21 protein-coding genes and 3 pseudogenes are annotated in these 25505 nt (G+C 39.5%); 13 read left to right on the forward strand and 11 right to left on the reverse strand.

Annotated elements, in window-relative coordinates:
* A pseudogene (locus tag C4E06_RS29675) lies at window positions 1-415 on the forward strand (HEAT repeat domain-containing protein); the annotation flags it as partial.
* 6 nt (window positions 416-421) lie between these two features.
* Here C4E06_RS29675 and C4E06_RS19970 read toward each other — a convergent pair.
* The 3 genes and pseudogenes from C4E06_RS19970 to C4E06_RS19980 all read right to left on the reverse strand — a co-directional run bounded on the left by C4E06_RS19970 (window position 422) and on the right by C4E06_RS19980 (window position 5224).
* Window positions 422-1353 (reverse strand): annotated as a pseudogene (locus C4E06_RS19970) (serine hydrolase).
* A gap of 89 nt (window positions 1354-1442) precedes the next feature.
* Window positions 1443-3689, reverse strand: coding sequence for an N-acetylneuraminate synthase family protein (locus tag C4E06_RS19975; RefSeq protein WP_107670096.1), 2247 nt, complete (start codon window positions 3687-3689; stop codon window positions 1443-1445).
* 77 nt (window positions 3690-3766) lie between these two features.
* A complete protein-coding gene (locus tag C4E06_RS19980; RefSeq protein ID WP_107670097.1) occupies window positions 3767-5224 on the reverse strand; it encodes an isochorismate synthase MenF in 1458 nt (485 codons plus the stop codon).
* Window positions 5225-5352: 128 nt separating this feature from the next.
* Here C4E06_RS19980 and menA point away from each other — a divergent pair, with 128 nt between their 5' ends.
* From menA to C4E06_RS20020, 8 genes are all read left to right on the forward strand, one after another.
* Window positions 5353-6276, forward strand: a complete 924-nt coding sequence (gene menA / locus C4E06_RS19985) for a 2-carboxy-1,4-naphthoquinone phytyltransferase (protein WP_107670099.1) — start codon at window positions 5353-5355, stop codon at window positions 6274-6276.
* A 143-nt stretch (window positions 6277-6419) separates the two neighbouring features.
* Complete coding sequence (locus C4E06_RS19990) at window positions 6420-6911, forward strand: DUF1269 domain-containing protein (RefSeq protein WP_107670101.1); 492 nt, start codon at window positions 6420-6422, stop codon at window positions 6909-6911.
* A 16-nt stretch (window positions 6912-6927) separates the two neighbouring features.
* Window positions 6928-7647, forward strand: a complete 720-nt coding sequence (locus tag C4E06_RS19995) for a carbonic anhydrase (RefSeq protein ID WP_107670102.1) — start codon at window positions 6928-6930, stop codon at window positions 7645-7647.
* 66 nt (window positions 7648-7713) lie between these two features.
* Window positions 7714-8139, forward strand: a complete 426-nt coding sequence (locus C4E06_RS20000) for a hypothetical protein (protein WP_107670104.1) — start codon at window positions 7714-7716, stop codon at window positions 8137-8139.
* Between the two features lie 150 nt (window positions 8140-8289).
* The gene (locus C4E06_RS20005; protein ID WP_107670106.1) at window positions 8290-8847 is read left to right on the forward strand and encodes an EF-hand domain-containing protein; all 558 of its coding nucleotides are present in this window, start codon (window positions 8290-8292) and stop codon (window positions 8845-8847) included.
* A 257-nt stretch (window positions 8848-9104) separates the two neighbouring features.
* Window positions 9105-10583, forward strand: coding sequence for a serine/threonine-protein kinase (locus C4E06_RS20010; protein ID WP_107670108.1), 1479 nt, complete (start codon window positions 9105-9107; stop codon window positions 10581-10583).
* A 105-nt stretch (window positions 10584-10688) separates the two neighbouring features.
* Window positions 10689-10886, forward strand: coding sequence for a photosystem II assembly protein Psb35 (gene psb35 / locus C4E06_RS20015; protein WP_107670110.1), 198 nt, complete (start codon window positions 10689-10691; stop codon window positions 10884-10886).
* A 53-nt stretch (window positions 10887-10939) separates the two neighbouring features.
* Window positions 10940-11407: a tetratricopeptide repeat protein gene (locus tag C4E06_RS20020; protein WP_107670112.1), complete on the forward strand. Its 468-nt coding sequence runs from the start codon at window positions 10940-10942 to the stop codon at window positions 11405-11407.
* Between the two features lies 1 nt (window position 11408).
* Here the strand turns inward: C4E06_RS20020 and C4E06_RS20025 are convergent, their stop codons facing one another.
* From C4E06_RS20025 to C4E06_RS20045, 5 genes are all read right to left on the reverse strand, one after another.
* Window positions 11409-12296: a metal ABC transporter permease gene (locus tag C4E06_RS20025; protein ID WP_107670114.1), complete on the reverse strand. Its 888-nt coding sequence runs from the start codon at window positions 12294-12296 to the stop codon at window positions 11409-11411.
* Between the two features lie 4 nt (window positions 12297-12300).
* Entirely contained in the window at window positions 12301-13065 is a 765-nt protein-coding gene (locus tag C4E06_RS20030; protein ID WP_198648863.1) for a metal ABC transporter ATP-binding protein, read from the reverse strand.
* 398 nt (window positions 13066-13463) lie between these two features.
* On the reverse strand, window positions 13464-14447 hold the full coding sequence (locus C4E06_RS20035) for a metal ABC transporter substrate-binding protein (RefSeq protein ID WP_107670117.1): 984 nt from the start codon (window positions 14445-14447) through the stop codon (window positions 13464-13466).
* 44 nt (window positions 14448-14491) lie between these two features.
* On the reverse strand, window positions 14492-15139 hold the full coding sequence (locus C4E06_RS20040; RefSeq protein WP_107670119.1) for a Uma2 family endonuclease: 648 nt from the start codon (window positions 15137-15139) through the stop codon (window positions 14492-14494).
* Between the two features lie 60 nt (window positions 15140-15199).
* Window positions 15200-15985, reverse strand: a complete 786-nt coding sequence (locus tag C4E06_RS20045) for an SDR family oxidoreductase (protein WP_107670120.1) — start codon at window positions 15983-15985, stop codon at window positions 15200-15202.
* 1 nt (window position 15986) lies between these two features.
* On the opposite strand from C4E06_RS20045, the gene C4E06_RS27400 reads away from it, so the two are divergent.
* The 4 genes from C4E06_RS27400 (at window position 15987) to C4E06_RS20060 (ending at window position 22040) form a co-directional block, all read left to right on the forward strand.
* Entirely contained in the window at window positions 15987-16154 is a 168-nt protein-coding gene (locus tag C4E06_RS27400) for a hypothetical protein (RefSeq protein WP_198648862.1), read from the forward strand.
* Window positions 16135-17346, forward strand: coding sequence for an LptF/LptG family permease (locus C4E06_RS20050; protein WP_232826316.1), 1212 nt, complete (start codon window positions 16135-16137; stop codon window positions 17344-17346). The genes C4E06_RS27400 and C4E06_RS20050 overlap by 20 nt, the downstream gene beginning before the upstream one ends.
* Before the next feature lie 219 nt (window positions 17347-17565).
* Entirely contained in the window at window positions 17566-19419 is a 1854-nt protein-coding gene (gene ftsH3 / locus C4E06_RS20055) for an ATP-dependent zinc metalloprotease FtsH3 (protein ID WP_107670124.1), read from the forward strand.
* A gap of 104 nt (window positions 19420-19523) precedes the next feature.
* On the forward strand, window positions 19524-22040 hold the full coding sequence (locus C4E06_RS20060) for a sigma 54-interacting transcriptional regulator (RefSeq protein ID WP_107670125.1): 2517 nt from the start codon (window positions 19524-19526) through the stop codon (window positions 22038-22040).
* Between the two features lie 100 nt (window positions 22041-22140).
* Here C4E06_RS20060 and psb34 read toward each other — a convergent pair whose 3' ends face one another.
* From psb34 to cimA, 3 genes and pseudogenes are all read right to left on the reverse strand, one after another.
* Window positions 22141-22311 carry a photosystem II assembly protein Psb34 gene (gene psb34 / locus C4E06_RS20065; protein ID WP_107670127.1) on the reverse strand — a complete coding sequence of 57 codons (171 nt, stop codon included), beginning with the start codon at window positions 22309-22311 and terminating at the stop codon, window positions 22141-22143.
* A gap of 181 nt (window positions 22312-22492) precedes the next feature.
* Entirely contained in the window at window positions 22493-23674 is a 1182-nt protein-coding gene (locus C4E06_RS20070) for an RNA-guided endonuclease TnpB family protein (protein WP_107668235.1), read from the reverse strand.
* A gap of 240 nt (window positions 23675-23914) precedes the next feature.
* Window positions 23915-25505, reverse strand: a pseudogene (gene cimA, locus C4E06_RS20080) (citramalate synthase); the annotation flags it as partial.

Raw genomic sequence — 25505 nt, forward strand, 5'->3', positions numbered from 1 at the left:
CCGATGTCAAAGCAGCGGCCGCTGATGTTATTGGGGGGACTACAACTAAGGGAAGGTTATGAGGATCTCAAGGAACTGTATCATCAAACCTCAGATTGGTTATTACAGTTAAGTATCATGGCTACCTTGGGAGAATTAGGAGAACCCAAAGCCATTGAGTTGTTAGAAGCGGGCTTACAATCGGATAATGGGTTAGTCCGACTCTCTGCGGTGAGTGCCTTAGGGGAGTTAGGCAACCAAGAGGGGGTTTCCTTTGTTAATTAAGTTAGTACAAGATCAAGATTGGCAAGTTCGTTATCGACTAGCTCAAGCATTGGGTAAATTAGGGGGAGAACAAGCCACAGAAGCCCTTAAAACCTTAACCAACGATTCTGTTGAACAAGTGGCCAAAGAAGCACAAGAGAATTTAGGTTAGCTCTAGTCAGGGATTTAACAGCTTGCTCACTTTTTGGGAAATAAACGGTAAAATTGCCTTATTTTGACTGTTTTTTCTACCTTCAGTAAACACCACTAACAGGAAGGGGGGTTGTTGGGGATCTCAACGTAGGCTGCATCATGGCGCACTTGACTGGTCCATCCTGCTTTTGACCAGAGTTGAGCGTTAGGGGTTAAACTTTCCCCTAAAAATCCTGTAATTTGGTTTTCTTCTAAGGTGTCGTTCAATTCTGGCGGTAGGGTTCTTTTTAATAATTTCATCATTTGTTGCGATCGCTGTGGGGAAATGACCCTTTCTGCCACAATGTTATGAAATAATCTGGCCACCGCATTAGTGGTTAAACGATTTTTATTTTCTCCGTTTTTTCCAACAAATTGCTTTTCTCTGCCATAATAACCGTCACACCAAGTTTTTTGATTAAGATTAATATTTTTGAATTCTTCCCAACCAAACCCCTGAAAGTAGCGGTTAATTTCGTTACGTTTATGTTGCCATTGTCGCAGTTCATCGGGGGGTAATTCGGGTCCGCTAGTGGTATTAGTTAGCATATCCACCACTAAGCTAGTGGCATCATTACTAGAGTCTACTATCATATCTGTAATGGCGCGCTCTAATTCGGTTGAGGGTTCAATTTTTCCTTTTTCTAACCATTGATAAATTGTCACTAAATAAAACAATTTTACCACACTAGCCGGATAAATGGTTTCATCTCCTCGATAAGAAAAACCGTTAATGGGATGTTGCCAAAAATCAATCGGAAAGATGATTTCTTCTGTCTCAATAACCACAGGCTTATCATACACTAACAAAGTTAAAGCACATTGATCAGGGCTTAATTCTGGAAAGGCTTCCCAAGTGGATTCTAAGACTTGGTTAACAATTAATTTTAATCGATCATCTGAAGTAAAAAAGGTCATTTTTCAATTCATTTTTAATGATTAATCAGCCGTTTTTTTAGTGATCAGTCACTGACAACTGATCACTGTTCACCGATAACTGATCACTGTTAAAAGAAGGTTTCTAAGCGTTCTAATGCTATCCAAAATCCTTCTCCTTCGTTTTTATGGCCTTGCCAAATTTCAGGAATAAAAGAAGCATTCGGGGCAGTTTTCTTTAAGTCTTCTGCTAAGGCCGGAAAATCAATATCTCCCTGTTCAATTTGTAATCCTTCTCCGTCTAATCCTTGGGCATCTGCTATGTGTAAATGTGCCGTATAAGGGCCGACTTGTTCAATAAATTCTTTAAAGGATAAATTATGATGATTACAAGCTAACTTGGAGTGAGAGGTATCTAAACAAACTCGATAGTTATTATTAGCACAAAATTGAGCAATGTCTTGAGGATCAACAAAAAGATTATGATATCTTTGTCCCCCAAAATGCCAAGGAAAAGGGGGCATCGTTTGGGGGATAATTTCAACCCCGTCTTGATCTAATTTTGATAAACTATCTAATAGTAAATCATAGTATTTTTGACGTTGGGTCATGGGTAAAGGTTCGTCTAAAGTAAACCCACCCACGTTAGTCACAATTAAAGGCCGTGATGCTTTTTTAAAGTAGGGTTTCAGTTGTCGGGTAATATCAATAACTCGCTGTAATTCCTGGATGGAATGCTGACGATAATCTTCGTCCATTGAACATAAATCTAAGACATGATCTCCGGCAAATAATTCGGGACTATGAACCACATAATCGAGATCATAAGATTGCTCAAAATACTTATCAATATTTTGTTCTAAATCTTTATAACTAAAGTGAAATTCTAATAAATCAGGGTTAGATTTTGGCAACAATTTCGTAAAATCATGATAACGAACGGGTAACCCCCAAGGGCGATCAAATTGATAGGTTTTAGCGGTAATTTGGGCTTGTTCTAAATCACTGGGAAAGAAAAAATCTCCGACTTTAAAACGTCGTTTTGCTGTCTGACCAATGAGTTCTTTTTTACGGTTCGGTTGCAAGCCTTTTCCTGGACTTTTGATCTCGATCATGGCTTCGGTTATTACGTCTCCTGGTTCTAAATTACAATTAATAATTAAACTCTTGGCCAGGGTTTCTCGGTTCATTAATTCCCCTTGGCTTAACCGCCTTTCTGATGCGGTTCCGAGGGCTTCTTCCACTTGTCTAATGCCTTCAACCATGGCCTTAAATTCTTGGGGTAAGAGGCTTACTTTATGGTCATTTCCTTCCATTGTTTTATCTAAGGTAAAGTGTTTTTCGATAACTTTTGCACCCTTAGAAACAGCAGCGATCGCCACATTAATTCCCCGTTCATGGCCGGAATAGCCAACGGGACAATCTCCTAATTCTTTTAACCTTGTAATATAGTTTAAATTGACATCTTTAAAGGGGGCCGGATAGGTGGAATTACAATGGAGTAAGACATACATTGCCCCTAGTTTTTGTAAGAGTTGAACCGATTGACTGATTTCTGCTTCGGTGGACATTCCTGTCGAACAGATGATAGGTTTTCCTGTCTTAACTAAGGCTTTTAATAATTGATGATTGGTGAAATCAGCCGAAGCAACTTTATAGGCAACCATGCCATAATTTTCGAGAATTTCTAAACTGTTGAGATCCCAAGGGGTACACAGGGGTAAAATACCTTTTTCTTTACAATAATCAAACGCTTCTAACATTTCTTCGTCGGAAAGTTGGAAACGGGATAATAAATCTAAGGTATATTGGGACCCTAAATCTTCACTCGCATCGTCGGCATTTCCAGCATTATGATAAAGCGATTTCAGGCTTCTTAGTTGAAATTTAGCACAGTTTGCCCCCGCTGCGATGGCCTCATCAATTAACTGTTTGGCTAACCCTAAATTACCGTTATGATTGTTACCAATTTCTGCAATAATAAAGGTAGGAGATTCATCGTTAATAATGAAGTCACCAATTTTAATTTCATCGGGACGTTGACGGGCGATCGCTACTAAATGATCGTTATCATCTAATAGGGGAATGAATTCGATTTCTTCAGAAAAATAACTATTAATTTTTTCGGGATCTTCGTCAAATGAAGCGTATTTAAACTGTTTATTACTAACATTAGAAACCCCTTGATTGAGATCGATGGTATTTTGTTCGACTAACCACCGTCGAAAGTCACCATCTGTTAACACACCTTCTAAGACACCTGACTCGGTGACAGAGAAGATGATGCGACTTTTATTATCACTAATCTTTTTTAAGGCGTTAAGAATACTATCTTCGGAGAAGACAATATATTTAGAGAGATTTCTATCGATTAACATAGGTTATAAACAGTTATATTGTGACGCTAGTGTTAAGCATAATATAACATTGGCCCCTAGGTTATGATAATCCCTGATCAGCAATAAGATAAGGCTTTAAGTAACCCTTGAAATTTTAGCTTGATTTCTGCTAACTCTTTTTCTGGTTGCGATCCTTCCACAATGCCTGCCCCCGCGTATAGTCTAGCACGATTTCCAGAGATTAAAGCCGAACGAATACCCACAATAAACTCACTATTATGATCATAATCGATCCAACCTAAAGGGGCAGCATAAAACCCTCTTTCAAAGGTTTCGTAGCGTTTGATTTCTTGACAAGTAACTGCTGTGGGAAACCCAGATACAGCAGGGGTCGGATGTAACTTAGCGACAATTTCTAAGGGATGAATATTAGGGTTTAATTGCGTATAAATGGGAGTCCATAGGTGTTGAATATTGGATAATTTTAAAACTTTTAACGGTGAAATCTGGGGGATTAATCCTAACTGGATTAAACGTTGTACAATAAATTCAATAACCACCTGATGTTCTCGTCTTTCTTTACTACTTTTTAGAAGTTTCTGGGCTAAATAATAATCTTCTAGTTGTGTCTTTCCTCTAGAGGTAGAACCGGCTAAAGCATCCGTTAATAATTGATTATTTTTTAAGCTAATTAATCGTTCAGGACTCGCCCCAACAAAGCAATTATTTTTACCATTATTAACAGCAAAAATATAACAATCAGGATGATAATATCGTAAATGTTGTAAACAGTTAATAATTGAAAAGTTTTCAGGACTGGTTAAATCTAAAGCATTGGCCAACACTAATTTTTGAAACTGTTTCGCTTCAATTGACTTTAAAGCTGAGGCAACGGATGATTCAAACCCTTGTATCATTTCATACTTAGGATTAAGTTGAATCGATTGTTTTTCGGGTTGAGTTATTGCTTGTTCAGGTTTCACCTGAGAAATTAATTTAACATTAGTGATAGTTTGATAGGCTAATTTTTCTATATTTGTTTTTGAGTTGATTAAAAGATTGAAAATCAATAATCTATTTCTTTTTTGTTTGATAATTTGTAGTTTAGGCAAAAAACAAAAAGCTGAAGAAAAAGGAAATTCTAGGGGCTTACTTTCAGAAAAAAAGGTGAATCCACAAAAAATATGAGGAAAGGAATTTGATAAATTATTGTGACCAATCTTGACTATTTTCTGAAAACAATGATTGACGAATTCTTGTGACTTTGTAAAGCGATCGCCTGTATTGAGTTGACAAGATTCCGTCACCCCATAACCTAAAATAGCTTCAGTTTTCCCTTGATGTTCCCAGTAAAAATAAATTTCATCTTGAGAAAAATGATTGACTTTTTCACGGGTCAAAAGTGCTAAAATTGATAAGGGATCAATGTCATGAACCCTCTGGGATAAACTCACAATAACTGACTGTTTTTTGGGATTTAAAGTAGCTTTCTGAGTCAGTAGTATTTGTTCAAGACGATGTTGATCATACCCGATATTCGTCGTCTCAGGAATGATTGGTGTAGCAACAGACATCGTAAAGTTATTTATAATTTGTTTCACTTTGGCCCGATATTGATGGTATGTCTTTAATGTTATCCATACCGTTGATTGCGCCTCTTTTGAGGATCATATCATAGAGATTCTTCCTAACCAGATAATTTATGACGACAACACCCACCACAAACCAGAGTTTACCCCCGTCAAAAGCCAAATTATGGCTGGCTGCTATTAAACCCCCCATGTACACCGTCGCTATTATACCCATTACGGTAGGAACGGCGGCCGCCTTTGGGGAAACCGGACTATTTTACCCCAAAATTTTTGGGACTTTCCTAACCTCAGCTATTTTGATTATTGCTTGGTTAAATATTAGCAATGATGTGTTTGATGCTGACACAGGAATTGATAAAAATAAAGCCCATTCGGTTGTTAATTTGACAGGAAATAAGCCCTTAATGTTTGGGTTAGCTAATGGTTTTCTTGGCTTAGGAATTTTAGGGATTTTAGCAATCGCTTGGTGGCAAAAAGATATCACCGTCTTAGCTATTATACTACTTTGTTGTGCTTTGGGCTATAGTTATCAAGGGCCTCCCTTTCGTTTTGGTTATCAAGGGTTAGGAGAAATTATTTGCTTTTTCACCTTTGGTCCTCTGGCGATCGCTGCTGCTTATTATTCCCAAACTCAACAGTTTTCTTTATTAAGTTTAGCCCCTGGAACCCTGATCGGAATTAGTACCTCAATTATTCTTTTTTGTTCCCATTTTCATCAAGTTGAAGATGATTTAGCCGCCGGGAAAAAATCCCCTATTATTCGCATGGGAACCCAGTTAGGATCTCAAGTTTTAATGGTCAGCACGGTTTTATTTTTTGCTTTAATTGTTCTCTTCTCTTTAGTTGGGATCTTTTCTTTTTGGACCCTTCTCGTAGGGGGAAGTATTCCCATTGCCTATCAATTAGTGAGTCATGTGAACCAAAATCATGGTCAACCTGATCAAGTTAGCAATTGTAAATTTATTGCCGTTAGACTTCACTTTTTGAGTGGTCTACTATTGGCAGTGGGATTAATACTACCTCGACTATTATAAGATTGATTCGTATTAATAAGGTGGGTGTTTTACCCATCTTATACACCAGAAACCCCAATGAATCAAAAATAAATTTTTCTTAACCTCAGAATCTAAAAAAACTTATATAATAAGTGAAAATTATTTGATTTAGACAAAAAAAGATGACAGCACTGACAGTCTGGAAATTTGATACGCCCAATGGAGCGCAAGAAGCCTTAAATAAACTCGTTCCCTTGCAAAAAGAACATATTATTGAGATTAGAGATGCCGCCACCGTTTCCTGGGCCGAAGGGAAAAAGAAACCCAAAACCAAACAAGCGATCAATTTAGTGGGTTTAGGTGCCTTAGATGGAGCGTTTTGGGGTTTACTGTTTGGATTACTCTTTTTCTGCCCCATTTTCGGTATTGCTTTCGGGGCAGGTATGGGAGCCTTAGGGGGTTCTCTCCGGGACTATGGCATCAATGATGATTTTATCAAAGATGTCAGAAACAAAGTGACAGAAGGCACTTCAGCCCTATTTTTATTAACCCAAGATGTCACCCTAGACAAGGTAGAAGAAGCCCTCGGCAATATTAAAGCTGAACTCATTCAGTCCAACTTATCCAATGAACAAGAAGCCAAACTCAAAGAACATTTCAGCCTAGAAGTTTAATTATTTTAATCAACCGATGAATCATCCTTCAGCCCAACCTCATTTCTCTCGGCGCAGCCTTATTCAATACGGTGGCGGTTTTCTTGGCACCAGTCTATTAGCCACTGTTTTGGGAAGCAATGGGACTAACCAGCCAGCCACAGCCCAAAGTGATTTGACCCCTGAGCAAGCTTTAGCCCAACTGATGGCAGGAAATCAGCGATTTGTGCAAAATAAACAGAAAAATCCCAATCAAACCACCATTCGTCTGCCCGAAGTGGTTGAAGGACAAACCCCCTTCGCTGCGGTTTTGAGTTGTGCTGATTCGAGAATTCCCATTGAAATTCTCTTTGATCGAGGAATTGGTGATATATTCGTGGTTCGAGATGCAGGGAATGTGGCCACTGAAAGTGCGATCGCTAGTCTAGAATTTGGGACCTTAGTGTTAGGGGCAAAAGTGTTAATGGTGATTGGACATCAAGATTGTGGTGCGGTCATTTCTACCATGAAACAAGCAGAAGTTCCAGGCAGTATCGGTGTTATTTTGGACAATATTAAACCTGCTATTGATAATTATCTAGGAGAAGAAAACGACATCGAAGCCATTAAACAAGCCACCCAAGCTAATGTTTTATATCAAGTTGATCAACTCAATCAATCCCCAATTATTGCTCAACTGCAAGCAGAAAACAAATTAAAAATTGTGGGAGCTTACGCTAGTTTAGATACGGGAGAAATTCGTCTCATTAAGACGTAACCGTTATTAAAACATTAATGAACTCAAAAAAGATAGAGCTATGAAATATCAAATTCCTGCCATACTATGAGCAGTAACTATCGACCCGAACCCGTAACTATCATTATTTCTATGGCATTAACGGCTTTATCAGTTGCCTTAATGGGAAAATATGATAGCACTTGGGTAACCATTTTACTTACCTTGATTTTTTTCTTTGCTGGACAAGCAGCAGCCACCCTTTACTGGTCGCTTATTCTAAATTTAATTAGAGATGAATTTGATTACCAAAAAGCAACCGTTGGCGTTAAAAAGTGGGTTTTTATTTATCAACTGATTAGATTCTATTTAAAAATTCAACTAAAAATATTTTTCTCGGATTGTACCCTTACGGATATTATTTTTTTTGGCTACTTTTCTAGCTTTATTAGTTTTATAATTTTCTATATTGGTCTGTTGATTAAGCTGATTTACGTTCTCTTTGAAAAGGTTAACTTAGCTTTTAATTATTAATTTCAAAAATATGGAGCAGACTTGTAAAAATTATGACTGGAAACTCCGACAATAAAAGCACTTTTTAATGGGGATTAACCCCAGGTTTGTTAGAAGCCATTCTTTATCATAGAATTCGCGCAGCATCAATCTAGAGGATATGGACTTATCATGTTGAACCCCATTAGAGAAGAAAAATTTAGACATTTATTTCAGATTTTAGATCGTAATTATGACGGAGTCTTAACTCGGAAGGATTTTGAGCAAGTTATCCAGAAAATTACTGAGATTAGACAATGGAAATGGGGAACATCTGAATACGAAGAACTTAATTTTTTTTTGATGGGTTTTTGCGATCGCTTACAAGTTTGGGCCGATAGAAATGGGGATGGAAAAATTACAGAAGCTGAATGGTTATGGTATTTAGAACAAATGCTAGATCGTTTTGAAGCATCTTATATTAAACGAGCTTTTATCAATATCAGCATCCAGATCATGGATTTTTCTCAAGATGAACAAGTGAGTCTAGAGGAATTTCAAAAATTTTATCAAGTTTATGAAATTGATGCCGAAGAAGCTCATCAAGCTTTTTTACATTTAGACTTAAATCAAGATGGATATTTGACAAAAGATGAATTAAAAACATTACTCAATGAATTTTTTTATAGTGAAAATCCCCAATCTCCTGGTAATTGGTTTTGGGGTAATCCAGGAGTTGTACAAATTTAGTCGTTTATTGGTAAAGCGTGCAAGATGTCAGTATCAGTAATTACACCCAATCTAGAAGGTTAAAGATATAAACTCTTAGATTGTCAGTGAAGATTTTAGAAAAAGTTTGGGAATACTAACTATAATGATTAACCCATTTTCCTATGTGGAAATGATGGTTATCAAGGGTTAAATTATCCATCGTTGAACCTCAAACCATTTTTTACAGCATTTTATCTAAAAATTGATCTGATCTACTGATCTTACTAAAAATTATTATGAGTAATTGGAAAACAGGAACAAGATTACAAAGTGGTCGCTATGAAATTAATAAAGTTTTAGGATATGGAGGATCAGGGATTACCTATCTTGCCAAAGAATATCCTCAAGGACATCCAGTTGCTATAAAAACCCTTAATGCTATCATTCAAAATCAACCTGATTTTAATAAACATCAAGAACGGTTTATACAAGAAGCCTTTTGTTTAGCAAAATGTAATCATAATCATGTTATTAAAGTTCATAATGTCTGCCAAGAAAACCAACTTTGGTGTATGGTAATGGATTATATTTCAGGGGGAACCCTCAGACAATACGTTAACTATAAAAATGGCATCTCTGAAGAAGAAGCCCTAAATTATATTCAACAAATTGGCTCAGCTTTAACTTATATTCATGAACAAGGATTTATTCATAGAGACGTTAAACCCGGTAATATTATGCTGCGTAAAAAGGATATGCAAGCTATTTTAATTGACTTCGGTTTAGCCAGAGAATTTGTACAAGATAAAATCCAAACTCACACCAATTCTCGCACAGAATCTTTTGCCCCTTTAGAACAATACGAATTGACAGCTAAACGAGGCGCGTATACAGATGTGTATGCTTTAGCCGCCACTTTATACTATATTCTGACCTTACAATTACCTTTTCCTGCCCCTTTTCGTCAACAAGGAGCGACCCTTATTCCGCCAAAACAGCACAATTTTAATATTAGTGATACTGTTAATAGTGCCATCCTTCAAGGCATGGAATTAAGGGCAGAAAAACGGCCTCAATCCATTCAAGAATGGTTAAAAATGCTCACAAACCAACAAATTAGTCAGCCCCGAAAACGTAATTTAAGACACTCTAGACAAGTCATTCTTAATCCTGCTAGAAAAGAACAGTTATCTACCAATATAAAATCTAATGCTTGTTTAAAAGCGAAGAAAATTGAACCCATCACTCAATCGAAACAAGAAACAAAAACCGCCCAAAATATTTCTAAAATCGCTTCTATTTCAGACGCAGGAATTAATTATCAGAAATTACAGGAACTCTTAATTTTAGGAAAGTTAAAAGAAGCCGATCAAGAAACTGCAACCATTATCTTAAAATTAACCAATCGACAAAAACAAGGATGGATAGATCAACATCATGTCGAACAATTACCTTGTCATGAATTAGAAATTATTAATCAACTTTGGTATGAAGGAAGTAATGGACGGTTTGGGTTTTCCGTACAAAAAAAACTCTATCAAAGTTTAGGAGGTCAACCAGAATACAACGCAAAAATTTGGCGTGACTTTGGAGATAAAGTGGGTTGGAGACAACATAATAATTGGCTCTCTTATAAAGAACTTAATTTTAATCTTTGGGCGTCTCAAGGTCATTTACCCATGTTAGGAATGCAGTTATGGGGGTTTACAGGATGGTTGACCGTCTTGATGAATCGGTTAAATCTCTGTCAAATTGAGGAAAAAACAACTTATTAGTTATCTGTCAAATTGAGGAAAAATAACGAATTAGTCCTTATATTTTGAATCAAATGACAATGTTTGGTAAAATAAAAAACAATAGAGTAAAATAAATTGAAGAAAATGAACTTATTATTAGCAACCGCCGGAGACTTCCCTCTCTCTTTTGTTATCGTCTATGTTGTCGGTTTCATTGCTGCTGTGACCATTGGCTCCATCGCCTGGTATAATTCAAAACGTCCTGCGGGTTGGGAAAATGCAGAAAAACCCGATTACGTTCCTGATGTAAAAACAGACGATCCTAAGGATACTACCCTATAAGTAGCCTAACCCAACGATCTCAGATAAGACTCAATCATACCTCAATTGTTATTGTGAAGTCTTCAAAAATTGACCAGTTATTACAAGAGTTGAAAAAAACCGATCAAGTAGCCCGACAACGGGCTACATCAGAACTCTGGCAACTCTGGTTCGGACAAAAAGGAGAAATTGGACGGGAATTATTAAAGCGATCGCAGTTTTTTCTCGAAACAGGAAATTGGCAAAAAGCTGAAGAACTCTTAACAGAAACCCTTAAATGTTACCCCGATTTTGCTGAAGCCTGGAATCGACGGGCCGTCCTTTATTTCTCTCAAGAAAAATATCAACAAGCCAAAGAAGATTGTGAACAAGTCATTCGCTTAATGCCCTACCATTTTGGGGCGTTCCATGGCTTAGGATTATGTTTATTAGCCTTGGGAAACTACGAAAAAGCGATCGTCGCTTTCCGAAAAGCCCTAGAAATACAGCCTCACGCTTTAATCAATCAAAAATTAATTCTAGAATGTACAGCCCTACTGTAGCCTAAATCTGATTGTGTTCCTCGTTTAATCCGGGTTGGGTAGGGTTCCTTAACCGTTGAACCAAAATACCGTATTTAGGGGCAAAGATCATGGCAACAATAAAAAACACCGTCAGCAACACCACAATACTACCTCCTGTCGAAACATCGAGATGATAGCTCAGATAAGTTCCCAACACACAAGAAAGAATACTACTGATCACAGAAATCACTAACATATAATCAAAGCGATCGCTTAATAAATAGCCGATGGACCCAGGGGTGACTAACATAGAAATCACCAAAATAATGCCGGCCGTTTGCAACGCAGCGACAATGGTTAAAGCCAAAACACAAAGCAAGGTGTAATAGAGAATCTGAGTATTCAAACCGATGGCTTTAGCATGGTTAGGATCGAAACAAAACAGCAGTAAATCTTTCCGCCGTAACAAGATAACCACTAAGGTAATAATCCCTGCGATCAACGTTTGAATAATATCCTGTGGAGAAATACCCAACACATTACCAAAAAGAATATGAAATAAATCAATATTACTGGGAATTTTAGTGACGAGAACTAACCCAAAAGCAAAAAACCCTGTAAAGACAATACCAATAACTGCGTCTTCCTTGAGTCGCGTATTAGATTTAATATAGCCAATGGCAACCGTCGCCCCAAAGCCAAATAAAAACGCCCCAATGGCAAAAGGAATCTCTAGTGCATAAGCCACTACCACCCCAGGTACCACTGCATGGGAAATCGCATCTCCCATCAAAGACCATCCTTTAAGAGTAATGTAGCAAGAAAGCACCGCACAAACCAAGCCTACAAAGGCACTTACCCAGATCGCTTGCACCAAAAACCCATATTGCAAGGGTTCAATGAACCAGTTTAAAATATGACTTCCCATAGCGTTACCCCTTGTTTGCCCCGAAGTTAGTCACAGGTAACCCACCAAAGGTCATTTCTAAATTTTCTTCTGTAAAGGTTTCCTCAGTGGTACCCGACGCTAAAATGGTGCGGTTAAGGAGAATCGTGCGATCGCAAAAGGTCGAAATAGACATCAAATCATGGGTCGACAGTAAAATCGTATGACCTTCTTCTCGCAACTGAATCATCAGATCGATAATACTTTTTTCTGTCTTCACATCCACCCCTGTAAAGGGTTCATCCAGTAAAATCACTTTACCCTCTTGAGCTAACGCCCTGGCTAAAAAAGCCCGTTTTTTCTGTCCTCCTGACAGTTCCCCGATCTGACGATGACGAAACTGACTTAGGCCCACTCGTTCTAAGCTTTCGGTGACCCGTCTTTTATCTTTAGCACTGGGAATACGTAATACATTCATATAACCGTAACGTCCCATCATCACCACATCAAACACACTGACCGGAAAGTTCCAGTCCACTTCGTCGGCTTGGGGTACATAAGCCATCCACTGCCGTTTCTGGGCTTTTTTAACAGAAGTGCCTCCGACCAAAACCCTGCCTTGACAGGGAGATAAAAACCCCATGATCGATTTAAACAAGGTGGACTTACCGCAACCATTGGGACCGACTAAAGCGGTAATCGAACCGGCTTCTACGGTACAACTGGCATTGTAAAGAGCCAGTTTAGCGTTATTGTAGGTAACACTCAGGTTATCCACAGTAATATTGAGGGATGGGGAAGTGGTTGACATCATGGTTAACTAAAAATGGGTTGTATCAAAGAGGAGGAGACACGATAGGGCTGCGCAAAAGGCAAAAGTAAGCCATCACTGAGTTTCAAACTTGGTTACTCTCAAACACCTTAATACTCATATCTTGCACCTTCGATTAAATTGGCTAGTTTAGAGAGGGAATGGGGAATAGGGAATAGGCAATGGTATTTATTTTTGCCTGTAACTCATTGAGAGTTGATTCTCTCTAGTCTATTATTTAGTTTTTATGTACTGGTGCAAGATGTCAGAATACGTAGTGCTGTGGACTAGAAAAGGATCTCAAGGGTGGATTTGCTATGAAACATCAGTCTCTTTCCTTATCTTAAGAAAGCTAAATGGGTGGTTAAACCTATCTGAAGTTACACTTAAACAGGTAATTATTGTGTTTTACTACCGGCTAGTAAGCCGTTAGAGATAACACGAGCATCGTATTCGAGTAAGTCTAAAAAGGTGGGAACAGGCCCCTCTTCGGTGGAAAGGGAGTCTACATAAAGGTTGCCTCCAAACCGTGAGCCGGTGGTTTTGGCTACTTGTTTTTGTCCTTCGTCGCTAACGGTACTTTCACAGAAAATGGTGGGAACATTATTAGTTTTCACCTTATCAATGACCGTTTTAACCTGTTTCGGGGTAAATTGTTGCTCAGCGTTAATGGGCCACATATAAATTTCTTTTAAATTATAGTCACGGGCTAAATAGGAAAATGCCCCCTCGCAACTCACTAAATATCGCTGATTTTCAGGAACTTGAGCGAGATCCCTTTGTAATTCTTCGTCAATGGCTTTAAGCTTTTCACTGTAAGCCGCCGCATTGGCGTTGTAAGTCTCGGCGTTGTCGGGGTCGAGTTCCACAAACGCTTGACGAATATTCTCCACATAAACTAAAGCGTTTCTAGGGGACATCCAAGCATGGGGGTTCGGTTTATCGGCATAGGGACCCTCTGCAATGGGAATGGGTTCAATGCCTTCTGTTAAAAGCACCGAGGGAACATCTTTGACATTGCCCAAAAACTGCTCAAACCAACGCTCTAGGTTCATGCCATTGTATAAAATGAGGTCAGCGTCTTGTGCTTTGGTAATATCACTAGGGGTCGGCTCATAACCGTGAATTTCTGCGCCAATACGGGTAATGGACTGCACGTCTAACTTATCCCCTGCTACGTTTTGAGCAATGTCCGCTAGAACGGTAAAAGTGGTTAATACTTTCTTTTTTCCCTGATTATCCGCAGCTAACTCTCTGGTTTGGCCGTTGTCTGTTTGGGTGGAAGGCTCAGTGACTTCACCGGAAGTACAACTAATTAATCCTAACCCTAACGTGACACTGACCATGAGAACAATGCCCCGTGAAGAGAACATGGGTATCATTTTAAAGGTTGTTTCCTTTCTATCATAATTTTATCATAATTCTATCACAATTGTTTCATATTACTCTCTAACTCTTCTAATGTTTGAAAACTGCCAACTTGCCACGATCGCTCCACAGCATCCGGGATTATTTGAGTTAAGTTAATATTGGGGAAAGTAGGACTCATCTGTGAGTGAATGTATTTGTCGTTTTGAAGCAGATAAATCTTGAGGTTGCCACTATCATAAATCCATAATTCGGGGACTTTAATGGTTTGATAAGCTTCGAGTGTGGTTTTAGAGGTCAGATCACATTCAATGGCTAAGTCGGGGGGTGGATCATCAGGTTGTAAACGACGACGACTAATCATCCGTTGATAATTTTTGATATAAAAACACGCATCGGGTTCAACTCCTGCAATTCCTTCTTTTTTGAACGTGGTTGAGCCAAAGGGTTCATATTTTCTCTTGGTTAGTTTTAACAAGATTTTCACAATATCTGAAATGAGTTCCTTTGCTCTTTCATGTTCAGGAAGGGGAACCATAATTTCTAAAATACCCTTACTGTAACTTAACCTGGCACTATGATTTTCTCCCAATTGCTGTAACATGGTTTCAAATTCTGGCCAGCTTATATCCGTAATGGTAACTTGACTACCCGGTTCTAAACTAATTTGATTAATTGGTATTACAAAAGGAATCGTAGCACTCATCATTGAATAGCCAGGTTAAGTTTGTACCGTTCCCTCAATCATAATCAACAATGTTACTGATTATTCTCTAAATTGTTTTTCTACAGCACTTAGTAAAAATTCTCTCGGTAAAAAACGGGTACTATTGACAATAACACTATTAAACATTCCCCCGGTCACCACATTAGATTGATTATTCTCTAACGCTTTGAGGGCATCTTTTACGACAGTCGTTGCTGAGGTTAAATTACCGTTATTTTTATTCTGAAAACTCTGAGGAAATTTGGCCGATTCAAAGAAGTCCGACTCCGTTGGACCAGGACATAAGGCTAAACATTTGATACCTTTATCTTTATTTTCTGCCCATAACGCTTCAGTAAAATTGAGAACAAAGGCTTTCGTTGCTGCGTAAATAGACAGATAAGGTAACGGTTGAAATCCAGCAATAGAAGATACATTAATGATACTGCCTTCTCCCCGTTGCTGCATCTGAGATAAAAACAGATGGGTCAATTCAACCAAAACCTTCACATTGAGTTGAATCATATCTAACTGTCGAGATAAGTCTCGTTCACAAAAGGGACCATAATCCCCAAAACCAGCATTATTAATCAATAAATCTACAGATAAGCCCTTATTTTGAACCCAATCATACACCTTTTGTCCTGCCTGGGGTTCCGTTAAATCCTGTACCATCACCTCAACCTTAATGGAGGTCTTATCTTGTAGATGTTTAGCTAATCTATATAGTTTATCCTGGGAACGGGCAATTAAAATGAGATTAGTTTGACGAGTGGCTAATTCTTCAGCAAAGGCTTGTCCAATACCCGAAGATGCGCCGGTAATCAACGCTGTTTTCATTACCATTATGATTACAATCGATAAGGAGTTATTCTTGTTACAAATTGTAACGCAAGCCAAGGGGAAAATTTCAACGGCGAGGCTGAGTCCACTGCCTTGGCAACTCATCCTTTCCTTACCCGTCAGTAACCTTATGAAAGATGCCCCAGAAACCGATGCCCATGAACGTTATTAAATATTTAGGTCGCTTTCTGCGGTCTCCAAGAGATCGACGAAACGGTACACAGTGGGGTAGTTGGTCTTTATCCCTGATGGATCGTTATATCACCTCACAGTTAATCGGCCCATTATTATTTTCTGTGGGGTTAGTCTCTGTTTTGGGGGTAGCCATTGGTTATTTATCAGATTTAGCCGATAAGGTGGTTGATTCTAATTTACCCCTCATGCAAGCATCGGAAATTTTACTGCTCAAAGTGCCAGAGTTTACCGCCTATGCTTTGCCCATTTCTGTGATGCTCAGCACCTTATTAACCTATGGACGATTGAGTAACGATAGTGAATTAATTGCTTTGCGTAGTTGTGGCGTGAGTTTGTATCGTTTGATTATTCCTGCGGTGGTCATGAGTTTAGTGGTGACAGGGGTGACGTTTTTAGTCAGTGAATTAGTGGTTCCTGCAGCCAATTATCGGGCTACCGCTATTTTAGTGGAGTATTTACAAGAAGATCATCCTTATTGGCAAAATAAAGACATTTTTTATCCTGATTATGAACAAGTCACCTTACCCAATGGAGAACAAGAAAAGCGGTTAAAACATTTATTTTTTGCTGAACAATTCGATGGTCAACATCTGAAAACCTTAACGGTTCTAGAATGGTTAGAAGAACGATTAAATCGGATTGTGGTTTCCGATTCAGCCACATGGAATGGACAGGAAGAAACTTGGGATTTTTTCAACGGGACTATTTATCAATTATCTCCAGATGCCTCCTATAAAGAAGCTTATCCCTTTGAACACCGACAGTTACCCTTAACGAAAGCAGCCTTTGAATTTGCCTTACAAGGACGAGATCCCTATGAAATGAATATTATTCAGGCTAGGCAATACATGAAAATTTTAAAGATGATGGGAGATGATAAAAAGTTACGAATGTTTCAAGTGAGGATTCAACAAAAATTGGCCTTTCCCTTTATTTGTGTAGTGTTTGGAGTGGTGGGTTCAGCCCTAGGGGCAACCCCTCAACAGATGAGTCGAGCCACCGGTTTTGGCTTAAGTGTGGTGATTATTTTTAGTTATTATTTATTAGGTTTTCTCATTGGTAGTTTGGGGTTAATGGGCTTAATTTCCCCCGTTTTAGCCGGCTGGTTGCCGAATCTTCTGGGGTTAGGTATGGGAGCTTGGTTATTGTATCGTTTCGCTGAATCATAATTCTGACGGTGAAACAGGGGAATAGAGGCAAATAAATTATGATTGAATTAAGAAATGCCTAGTCAATCGTTCCTGAGAAACGTTAACATAAGTTAACAAGTGTTTTTCTTGAAGCAACTTAACCTGCATCGTCAGGCGTTATCATCGGGTTAGATCATTAACCTTGATATATTTAAGTTAACCCTATCTTGACCTTTAGATTAAGAAGAGGCCGACAGCGTGAACAAAAATAACAAAAAATGGCGCAATGCTGGACTATACGCACTCCTATTGATTGTCGTATTAGCTTTAGCATCAGCCTTCCTAGATAACAACAACAGTCAAAGTCGGGAAAATTTAACCTATAGCCAGTTTATTGAGCGTGTAGAGAGCAAAAAAGTGGATCGAGTCACCCTCAGTGCCGATCGCACCCAAGCCAAAGTACCAAATCCCCAAGGGGGCGCACCTTTACTGGTTAATTTACCCAACGATCCCGACTTAATCAATATCTTGTCTGAAAACGGCGTTGATATTGCCGTTCAACCCCAAAATGACGAAGGCATCTGGTTTCGAGTTCTCAGCAGCCTAGCCCTTCCCATCCTCTTATTAGTCGGGTTATTCTTCTTACTGCGACGGGCCCAAAGTGGACCCGGTTCCCAAGCCATGAACTTTGGAAAATCCAAAGCCAGAGTGCAAATGGAACCTCAAACCCAAGTTACCTTTGGCGATGTAGCCGGCATCGAACAAGCAAAACTAGAACTCACTGAGGTGGTAGACTTCCTCAAAAACGCCGATCGCTTCACTGCCATCGGGGCTAAAATTCCCAAAGGGGTGCTATTAGTTGGACCTCCTGGAACCGGTAAAACCCTTTTGGCAAGGGCAGTGGCCGGAGAAGCCGGTGTTCCCTTCTTCAGCATTTCGGGTTCTGAGTTCGTCGAAATGTTCGTCGGTGTGGGTGCGTCCCGTGTCCGTGACCTTTTTGAACAAGCCAAAACCAACGCCCCTTGTATCGTCTTTATCGATGAGATCGACGCAGTGGGCCGTCAACGGGGTGCCGGTTTAGGCGGTGGTAACGATGAACGGGAACAAACCCTAAACCAACTCTTAACGGAAATGGACGGGTTTGAAGGCAATACCGGCATCATTATCATTGCGGCTACTAACCGTCCCGATGTTTTAGATGCGGCTTTATTACGTCCCGGTCGTTTTGACCGTCAAGTGGTGGTTGATCGCCCTGACTACGCTGGCCGTCAAGAAATTCTCAAAGTTCATGCTCGTGGTAAAACCCTCTCGAAAGACGTGGATCTCGATAAAATTGCCCGTCGTACCCCTGGATTTACCGGTGCGGACCTCTCTAACTTGTTGAATGAGGCTGCTATTTTAGCGGCTCGTCGCAATTTAACGGAAATTTCTATGGATGAGGTCAACGACGCTATTGATCGCGTTTTAGCTGGTCCTGAGAAGAAAAATCGGGTGATGAGTGAGAAGCGCAAGACGTTAGTGGCTTACCATGAAGCGGGCCACGCTTTAGTGGGTGCGTTGATGCCTGACTACGATCCTGTACAAAAAATCAGCATTATTCCCCGTGGCCGTGCCGGTGGGTTAACCTGGTTCACCCCTAGCGAAGATCGCATGGAGTCCGGGTTATATTCTCGCTCTTACCTACAAAATCAAATGGCTGTGGCATTAGGTGGCCGTGTGGCTGAAGAAATCATCTTCGGTGAAGAAGAAGTAACCACCGGCGCATCCAATGACTTACAACAGGTGGCCCGAGTTGCCCGTCAAATGATTACACGGTTTGGTATGAGCGATCGCTTAGGCCCTGTGGCTTTAGGACGACAAAATGGAAATGTCTTCTTAGGTCGTGATATTGCCTCTGATCGGGACTTTTCCAATGAAACCGCTTCTGCTATTGATGAAGAGGTTCGTCAACTGGTTGACACCGCTTACAAGCGGGCTAAAGATGTCCTAGAAAGTAACCGTCATATCTTGGATACCTTAGCAGATATGTTAGTGGAAAAAGAAACCGTTGACTCTGATGAACTGCAACAAATCTTAACCACTAATGAGGTTAAGATGGCGACTCTAGTCTAGGGTTTTTACCTGATCTAACTTTTTGAGCAGCACTGTTGTCAGTGCTGCTTTTTTTATGGATGAAAAAAGGTCTACAATAAAAACAAAATTGAGACAACTGAGTAATGGCCACTTCCGATCTAATCACCTGGCTAAAAGAACGGACTCCCCTCACTGTATTAAGTGCTGAGGTACTTGAAGCCATCGCCCTTCAGATGCAGTTAATTACAGTTGAAGGTGAACAAACGTTAGTTAAAGCGGGAACTGCCCCTCAAAGACTTTATATTTTTCAATCGGGACACATTCAAAGTCAAGAAACCCCAGAAGCTAGTTTATTGACAGGAACATTAATTAATCTCAGAGAGTTAATCTTAGAGCAACCGGTTTCGAGAACATTAGTGACCTGGAGTCAGTGCGAATTATGGTCCATAAATGCCCAAGAATTTAAGTCATTACTCAAACAATATCCAGAAATCACTCAAGCCTTCTCACAACAACTCGCCCTACAACTTCAAGAAGTCTCGTCTCAATTGAGTTTTCAGCAAGAACGACAGGGTATTCTACGCCCCTATTTAGTCACTAAAGTGAAACGGGGAGTCATTGGAAAAAGTCGTTACGCTGTTAAATTACGTTCCCAGATTAAAAACGCCTCAGATAATCGTCAATCTGTGTTGATTTTTGGAGAACCAGGGCTACAAAAAGACAATCTCGCCACTTTACTTCATTTTAGTTCCCCTTTTCGTCGAGAACCGATCATTAAAGTCAACTGTTCTCAATTACAAACCAGTGGGGCTGAATTATTTGGACGAGTTGGGGGCAAATTGAGCTTACTCGAAGCATTAGGAGAAGGAACGATAATACTCAATAATCTTCAAGAACTTCCCCCTGAATTATTCCAACCCATTGCTCAATTATTAAAAGATGGCACTTATTACCCCGTGAGCCGCCAACAAGACACTTCTTCCCCTCTCAAAACCAGTCGATGTCGAATTATTATTATCTCTGAAAAAAAGCTCTCTAACATCGATGGGTTAATCGAGAATATTATTAAAGTTCCCCCGTTGCGAGTTCGCAAAAGAGACATTGAGGATTTAGCCACATACAACATTAGTTTAATGTGTCGCAGAAGGGGAATTCCTAAAGTCAGCATTACCCCCGAAGCTATCCGAAAACTCCAAGCCTACGACTTCCCCAACAATGTCAGAGAACTGGAAAATCTCATCGAACGGGCCCTGATACAGTTAGAAGGCTATCCGGAAATCACCGAAGAAATTATTTGGCCCTCACAAAGTAAAAAACAACAATTTCGCTTTAATCTTCTCAAAGGATATCCTCGCTTACGCCAGTTTTTTCGCTCTCAATGGTATCCTGACCGACTTAATTATGGTTTTACGATGATAGCCTTTGCTCTCATCAATCTTATTCTCTGGCTTGGACCGCAAACAAGAGGAGAAAACTTTGCCTTAAATCTCTTTTGGGCTTGGTGGTGGCCATTGGTGTTAATAGGGTTTCCCTTTGTGGGTCGATTATGGTGTGCCGTTTGTCCGTTTATGATTTACGGGGAAGTCACTCAAAAAGTTTCCTTGTGGTTATTTCCCAGAAAACTTAAAAAATGGCCCCGTCACCAGGCTGAAACTTGGGGCGGTTGGTTTTTATGGGGTTTATTTGCCTTAATTTTGTTATGGGAAGAACTCTGGGATTTAAAAAATACGGCTTATTTATCTTCTTGTTTATTGTTATTAATTACGGCCGGAGCAATGATTTGCTCAACGATTTTTGAACGTCGTTTTTGGTGTCGTTATTTATGTCCCATTGGTGGTATGAATGGAATGTTTGCCAAACTCTCGATGACAGAATTACGAGGGCAGCAAGGAACCTGTTCTGCACAATGCACGACTTATCAATGCTATAAAGGCGGCCCCCAAAAAGGGGAAGGGTTAGAAACCAATGGTTGTCCTCTCTATTCCCATCCTGCCCAACTTGAGGATAATCGAGATTGCGTTTTATGTATGACTTGTTTGAAAGCCTGTCCCCATCGTTCTGTGGAGTTTAATTTACGGCCACCGGGCATTGAGTTATGGACCACTCATGTCCCTCGAAGTTATGAGGTGGCTTTGCTGCTTTTATTATTAGATGCGGTGTTTTTACATCGTTTGCCCCAAGTACAAGCTCAATTGGGGTTTTCCTGGGATCTTAATCAATTTTGGATACATTCAGGACTTGCTATTCTAGTATTAAGTTTGCCCGCTTTACTACCTCTTGTTTGTCATCAAATCATGCGGTTGTTGGGAGAGTTTCAATCAACGGTTAAACTTCGTCCATTTAAAGAATTAGCTTACGGCTATTTACCGTTAGTTTTAGCGGCCAATTTGGCTTATTATTTGCCCCTTGGCCTAGGAGAAGCTGGACAAATTTTGCCCATTACGTTAGGGACGTTTGGCTTTTCTGGGCAAGGCCTTCCTGTTATGGTTGCTCATCCTGCTGTTATTACTTTTTTGCAAGGAACCTTGTTAATTTTTGGGGTGATTTTGTCAATATTTTTGACTCAAAAAATTGCTAAATTACCTTTTCACTCTTTAATTGTTCAGCATCTATGCAGTTCGATTTTAGCCATTGGATTATGGAATATTCTTCTGTTCTGAAACAAAGTTATTTATCTTTGTTGTTCATAATAATAACCTCGGTCATTGACCGAGGTTAATAGGGGGAAAAAGTTTAGAGAAAAAATTTAAATAAGGAGTTTTAACTAATAGTAAAAGAAACTAAAATCAAGGCCGCAACAAACAAAGTAGCGATCGCACCTTGAACTAAATATTTGCGCTGTTGATAAGGTGCTGGATACTGAGCATAGTAAGGTTTGGGTTCAGTAGCGTAAATGTTGAGGATTCCGTTATCGAGTTGATTGGTGTACATCTTGTTTGTCCTTGTTTTTCTTATCTTTCTATTGTTAAATCTAACAAATTACTTATAGGTTGTAAATAGAACTTGACAACAGATTTTAAATAGTATATATAAAATCAACTTATCAACTCTTGTGTTGACTGCTTCATGAAACCTAGACAAACCTGGACAGGCTTGTTGTTCAATTCCTGCTTCAACCAAGGGAGACGGCTCCTTCTTGTCCACAGGCGTTCACCGATAAGCCATCGGCATTCTTGATCCAACCTTCGATATTTTTTGAGGCGTTGAGATCCCTGTCCATAACTTGGCCACAATTTTGACAATAATAAACTCTTTCAAATAAGGGCATATCTTGTATATTTCCGCAGACTGAACAAGTTTTTGAACTGGGGAACCACCTATCTACTATGGTTAACAAAAAGCCAAAACATTCTTGTTTATAACTCAACAATTCTCGAAAACGATACAATCCTAAATTAGATAAGGCATTGGATAATTTGTGGTTAGCCATCATCCCTTTTATGTTTAAATCTTCTATGAGAATATGTTGATAAGTTTTGGCCAATAATGTGGTGGTTTTTTGCAGAAAATCTTCTCGAATGTTGGTTATTCTTTTATGCTTTTTTCTTAGTTTCTGGTAATATTTAACCGCATTTTTAGATGCAGAGATTCCAGAACGACGGTTGCTGTGTACCTTATTTCTGTTTCTCCATTGTATCTTTCCTAGCTTGGTTTTCGCTTTTTTGATGGAAGATGGAGCCTCCAAGGTGTTTCCGTCACTAAGAGTGGCAAAAGTTTTTATTCCTAAGTCAATTCCTACTTTTTTATGGCAGTGTTTCATCTCAGGTCTTTTACAAGCTGAAACGGCAAAACTTATATACCATTTCCCTGCAGACCTCGATATAGTAAAGGTTTGAGAAACACAGTTATAAGGGATAGCCTCTTTTAATCTGAATGTTCCCAAAGTAGGAATTTTTATCTTTTTTCCCTCCTTGACTAATACCTTACCGTTAGAACTATCTACTGTAAAACTACAGTGATCTTTCTTCTTTTTAAAACGAGGTAAGTCTGCTTTTATTTTAGGCTCTCTCCAACGGGAAAATGCTTTTTTCAAGTCCCTAAAAGCATTCTGATAAATGCGAGATGAATATTTATTTGTCCATAAATATTCTGTTTGCTTTTTAGTAATGTTTGTAAAGACTTTCTTGATAGCATCTAACCGTTTTGAGTCACTGCCAGAAATTTCGGGAATATCCCAGGTGGATTTGAGTAAAGATAAGCCATGATTGTATACAAAGCGAGAAAAGCCAGCACAGCCAGCAAAAAAGCTCTTTTCTTTGTTATTCAGCTTTAATTCTCTCTTAATTGCGTACATGATTAGCTCTTTTGTAATGTTTTGACACTAACTCCTGCTAAATCGGCAAATTCACTTGGTCTATAGTGCATCCTAGACATTCTGTATAGGTATGTCGAGTATTGTACAGGTTTTTGTCTTCTAGAAAAAGCTCTTTAAGATATATGAGGGATTAATTTAGGTTCCAACATTTTCATAATTTGTTATGAATTAATCTTTTTTCCCCACACTCAAAGATATAGTAATGAGTTAACGACATATTCAAGACATGGATTTGACTGGTTTTTTCATAGTTGATTTTAACAATAAACCGTATTCAATTCCCTCTACTACGGCTTGATAAGAGGCTTCTAAAATATTAGGAGAAACCCCTACAGTAGTCCACCGTTCATGACCATTGCTCGACTCAATTAAAACGCGAGTATTAGCGGAAGTTCCGGCACCTCCATCGAGGATTCTAACCTTATAATCCGTGAGATGAAATTGGGCAATTTCAGGATAAAAATTAACTAAAGCTTTCCGTAACGCACTATCTAAGGCAGAAACAGGTCCGTTACCCTCGGCTACCTCTAATCTATCTTCTCCATTCACTGTTACTTTAATCGTCGCTAACGCATTACTATAGGGCATTCCTTCCCCATATAACCTATCACAATGAACTTGGAATCCTTGTAGTTCAAAGAAGCTTTTTGTCTGTCCTAACGCTTGACGCATTAATAGTTCAAAGCTGGCTTCTGCTGCTTCAAATTGATAACCTTCGTGTTCTAATTCTTTAATCCTTGTCAAAATTTCACGACAGGCAGCATCTTCTTTTTTTAACTCAATGCCAAAGGTTTTGGCCTTGGATAAAACATTACTTAACCCGGCCATTTCTGAGATAACAATGCGCCTTTCATTGCCAATATTTTCTGGTTTAATATGTTCATAGGTTAAAGGATTTTTCTGCACCGCAGACACATGAATGCCTCCCTTATGGGCAAAGGCCGAACGTCCCACAAAAGGCGCGTGGTCATCGGGGGCTAAATTAACCATTTCGCTAATTAAACGGCTCGTTTTAGTTAGTTGGGTCAACTGGCTTTCTTCTAAACAGTGATAACCCATTTTTAACTGTAAATTGGGGATTAAAGTACATAAGTTCGCATTTCCGCAGCGTTCCCCGTAACCGTTGATGGTTCCCTGTACCATTCTCACCCCTTCGACCACTCCAGCTAACCCGTTGGCCACGGCGGTTCCAGAATCATTATGAGTATGAATACCTAATTGAGGACTATCTTGATCGGGTTGAATCTCTAAGGAAGTTATCACATCTTTAACAATGCGACTGACATTGTGGGGTAGGGTTCCCCCGTTGGTATCGCATAAAACTAACCATTCTGCCCCGGCTGCTTTGGCGGTTTTCAGGGTTTCTAGGGCATAGTCTGGGTTATTGACATAGCCATCAAACCAATGTTCTGCATCATAAATGACACGCCGTCCCTGACTACGGAGATATTCTATCGTATCGGCGATCATGTTTAAATTTTCTTCTAGGCTGGTTTTTAGCCCTTCGGTGACGTGGAGATCCCAAGATTTACCAAAAATGGTCACCCATCGGGTTCCGGCAGCTAAAATCGCTTTTAAAAGGGGTCTTCGGCCGCTATTTTATGGGGACGACGGGTCGAACAAAAGGCGACTACTTCGGCTTGGGTAAGGGGTTCTTCTTGTAACTTCCAGAAAAACTGCACATCCTTCGGGTTAGCCCCTGGCCAACCGCCTTCAATGAAGGGAATCCCCATTTTATCCAATTGACGAGCAATTTTAAGCTTATCCTCCAAAGATAAGGCAATGCCTTCTCTTTGAGCCCCGTCTCTGA

Source organism: Cyanothece sp. BG0011 (genome assembly GCF_003013815.1).
In the GTDB taxonomy this organism is placed as follows: Bacteria; Cyanobacteriota; Cyanobacteriia; order Cyanobacteriales; family Microcystaceae; genus Crocosphaera.

Coding starts and splice junctions, on each gene's coding strand:
- C4E06_RS19975 (WP_107670096.1), bottom strand. CDS start 3,689: ATGTTAATCGATAGAAATCTCTCTAAATATATTGTCTTCTCCGAAGAT.
- C4E06_RS19980 (WP_107670097.1), bottom strand. CDS start 5,224: ATGTCTGTTGCTACACCAATCATTCCTGAGACGACGAATATCGGGTAT.
- menA (WP_107670099.1), top strand. CDS start 5,353: ATGACGACAACACCCACCACAAACCAGAGTTTACCCCCGTCAAAAGCC.
- C4E06_RS19990 (WP_107670101.1), top strand. CDS start 6,420: ATGACAGCACTGACAGTCTGGAAATTTGATACGCCCAATGGAGCGCAA.
- C4E06_RS19995 (WP_107670102.1), top strand. CDS start 6,928: ATGAATCATCCTTCAGCCCAACCTCATTTCTCTCGGCGCAGCCTTATT.
- C4E06_RS20000 (WP_107670104.1), top strand. CDS start 7,714: ATGAGCAGTAACTATCGACCCGAACCCGTAACTATCATTATTTCTATG.
- C4E06_RS20005 (WP_107670106.1), top strand. CDS start 8,290: ATGTTGAACCCCATTAGAGAAGAAAAATTTAGACATTTATTTCAGATT.
- C4E06_RS20010 (WP_107670108.1), top strand. CDS start 9,105: ATGAGTAATTGGAAAACAGGAACAAGATTACAAAGTGGTCGCTATGAA.
- psb35 (WP_107670110.1), top strand. CDS start 10,689: ATGAACTTATTATTAGCAACCGCCGGAGACTTCCCTCTCTCTTTTGTT.
- C4E06_RS20025 (WP_107670114.1), bottom strand. CDS start 12,296: ATGGGAAGTCATATTTTAAACTGGTTCATTGAACCCTTGCAATATGGG.
- C4E06_RS20030 (WP_198648863.1), bottom strand. CDS start 13,065: ATGTCAACCACTTCCCCATCCCTCAATATTACTGTGGATAACCTGAGT.
- C4E06_RS20035 (WP_107670117.1), bottom strand. CDS start 14,447: ATGATACCCATGTTCTCTTCACGGGGCATTGTTCTCATGGTCAGTGTC.
- C4E06_RS20040 (WP_107670119.1), bottom strand. CDS start 15,139: ATGAGTGCTACGATTCCTTTTGTAATACCAATTAATCAAATTAGTTTA.
- C4E06_RS20045 (WP_107670120.1), bottom strand. CDS start 15,985: ATGGTAATGAAAACAGCGTTGATTACCGGCGCATCTTCGGGTATTGGA.
- C4E06_RS27400 (WP_198648862.1), top strand. CDS start 15,987: ATGATTACAATCGATAAGGAGTTATTCTTGTTACAAATTGTAACGCAA.
- C4E06_RS20050 (WP_232826316.1), top strand. CDS start 16,135: ATGCCCATGAACGTTATTAAATATTTAGGTCGCTTTCTGCGGTCTCCA.
- C4E06_RS20060 (WP_107670125.1), top strand. CDS start 19,524: ATGGCCACTTCCGATCTAATCACCTGGCTAAAAGAACGGACTCCCCTC.
- psb34 (WP_107670127.1), bottom strand. CDS start 22,311: ATGTACACCAATCAACTCGATAACGGAATCCTCAACATTTACGCTACT.
- C4E06_RS20070 (WP_107668235.1), bottom strand. CDS start 23,674: ATGTACGCAATTAAGAGAGAATTAAAGCTGAATAACAAAGAAAAGAGC.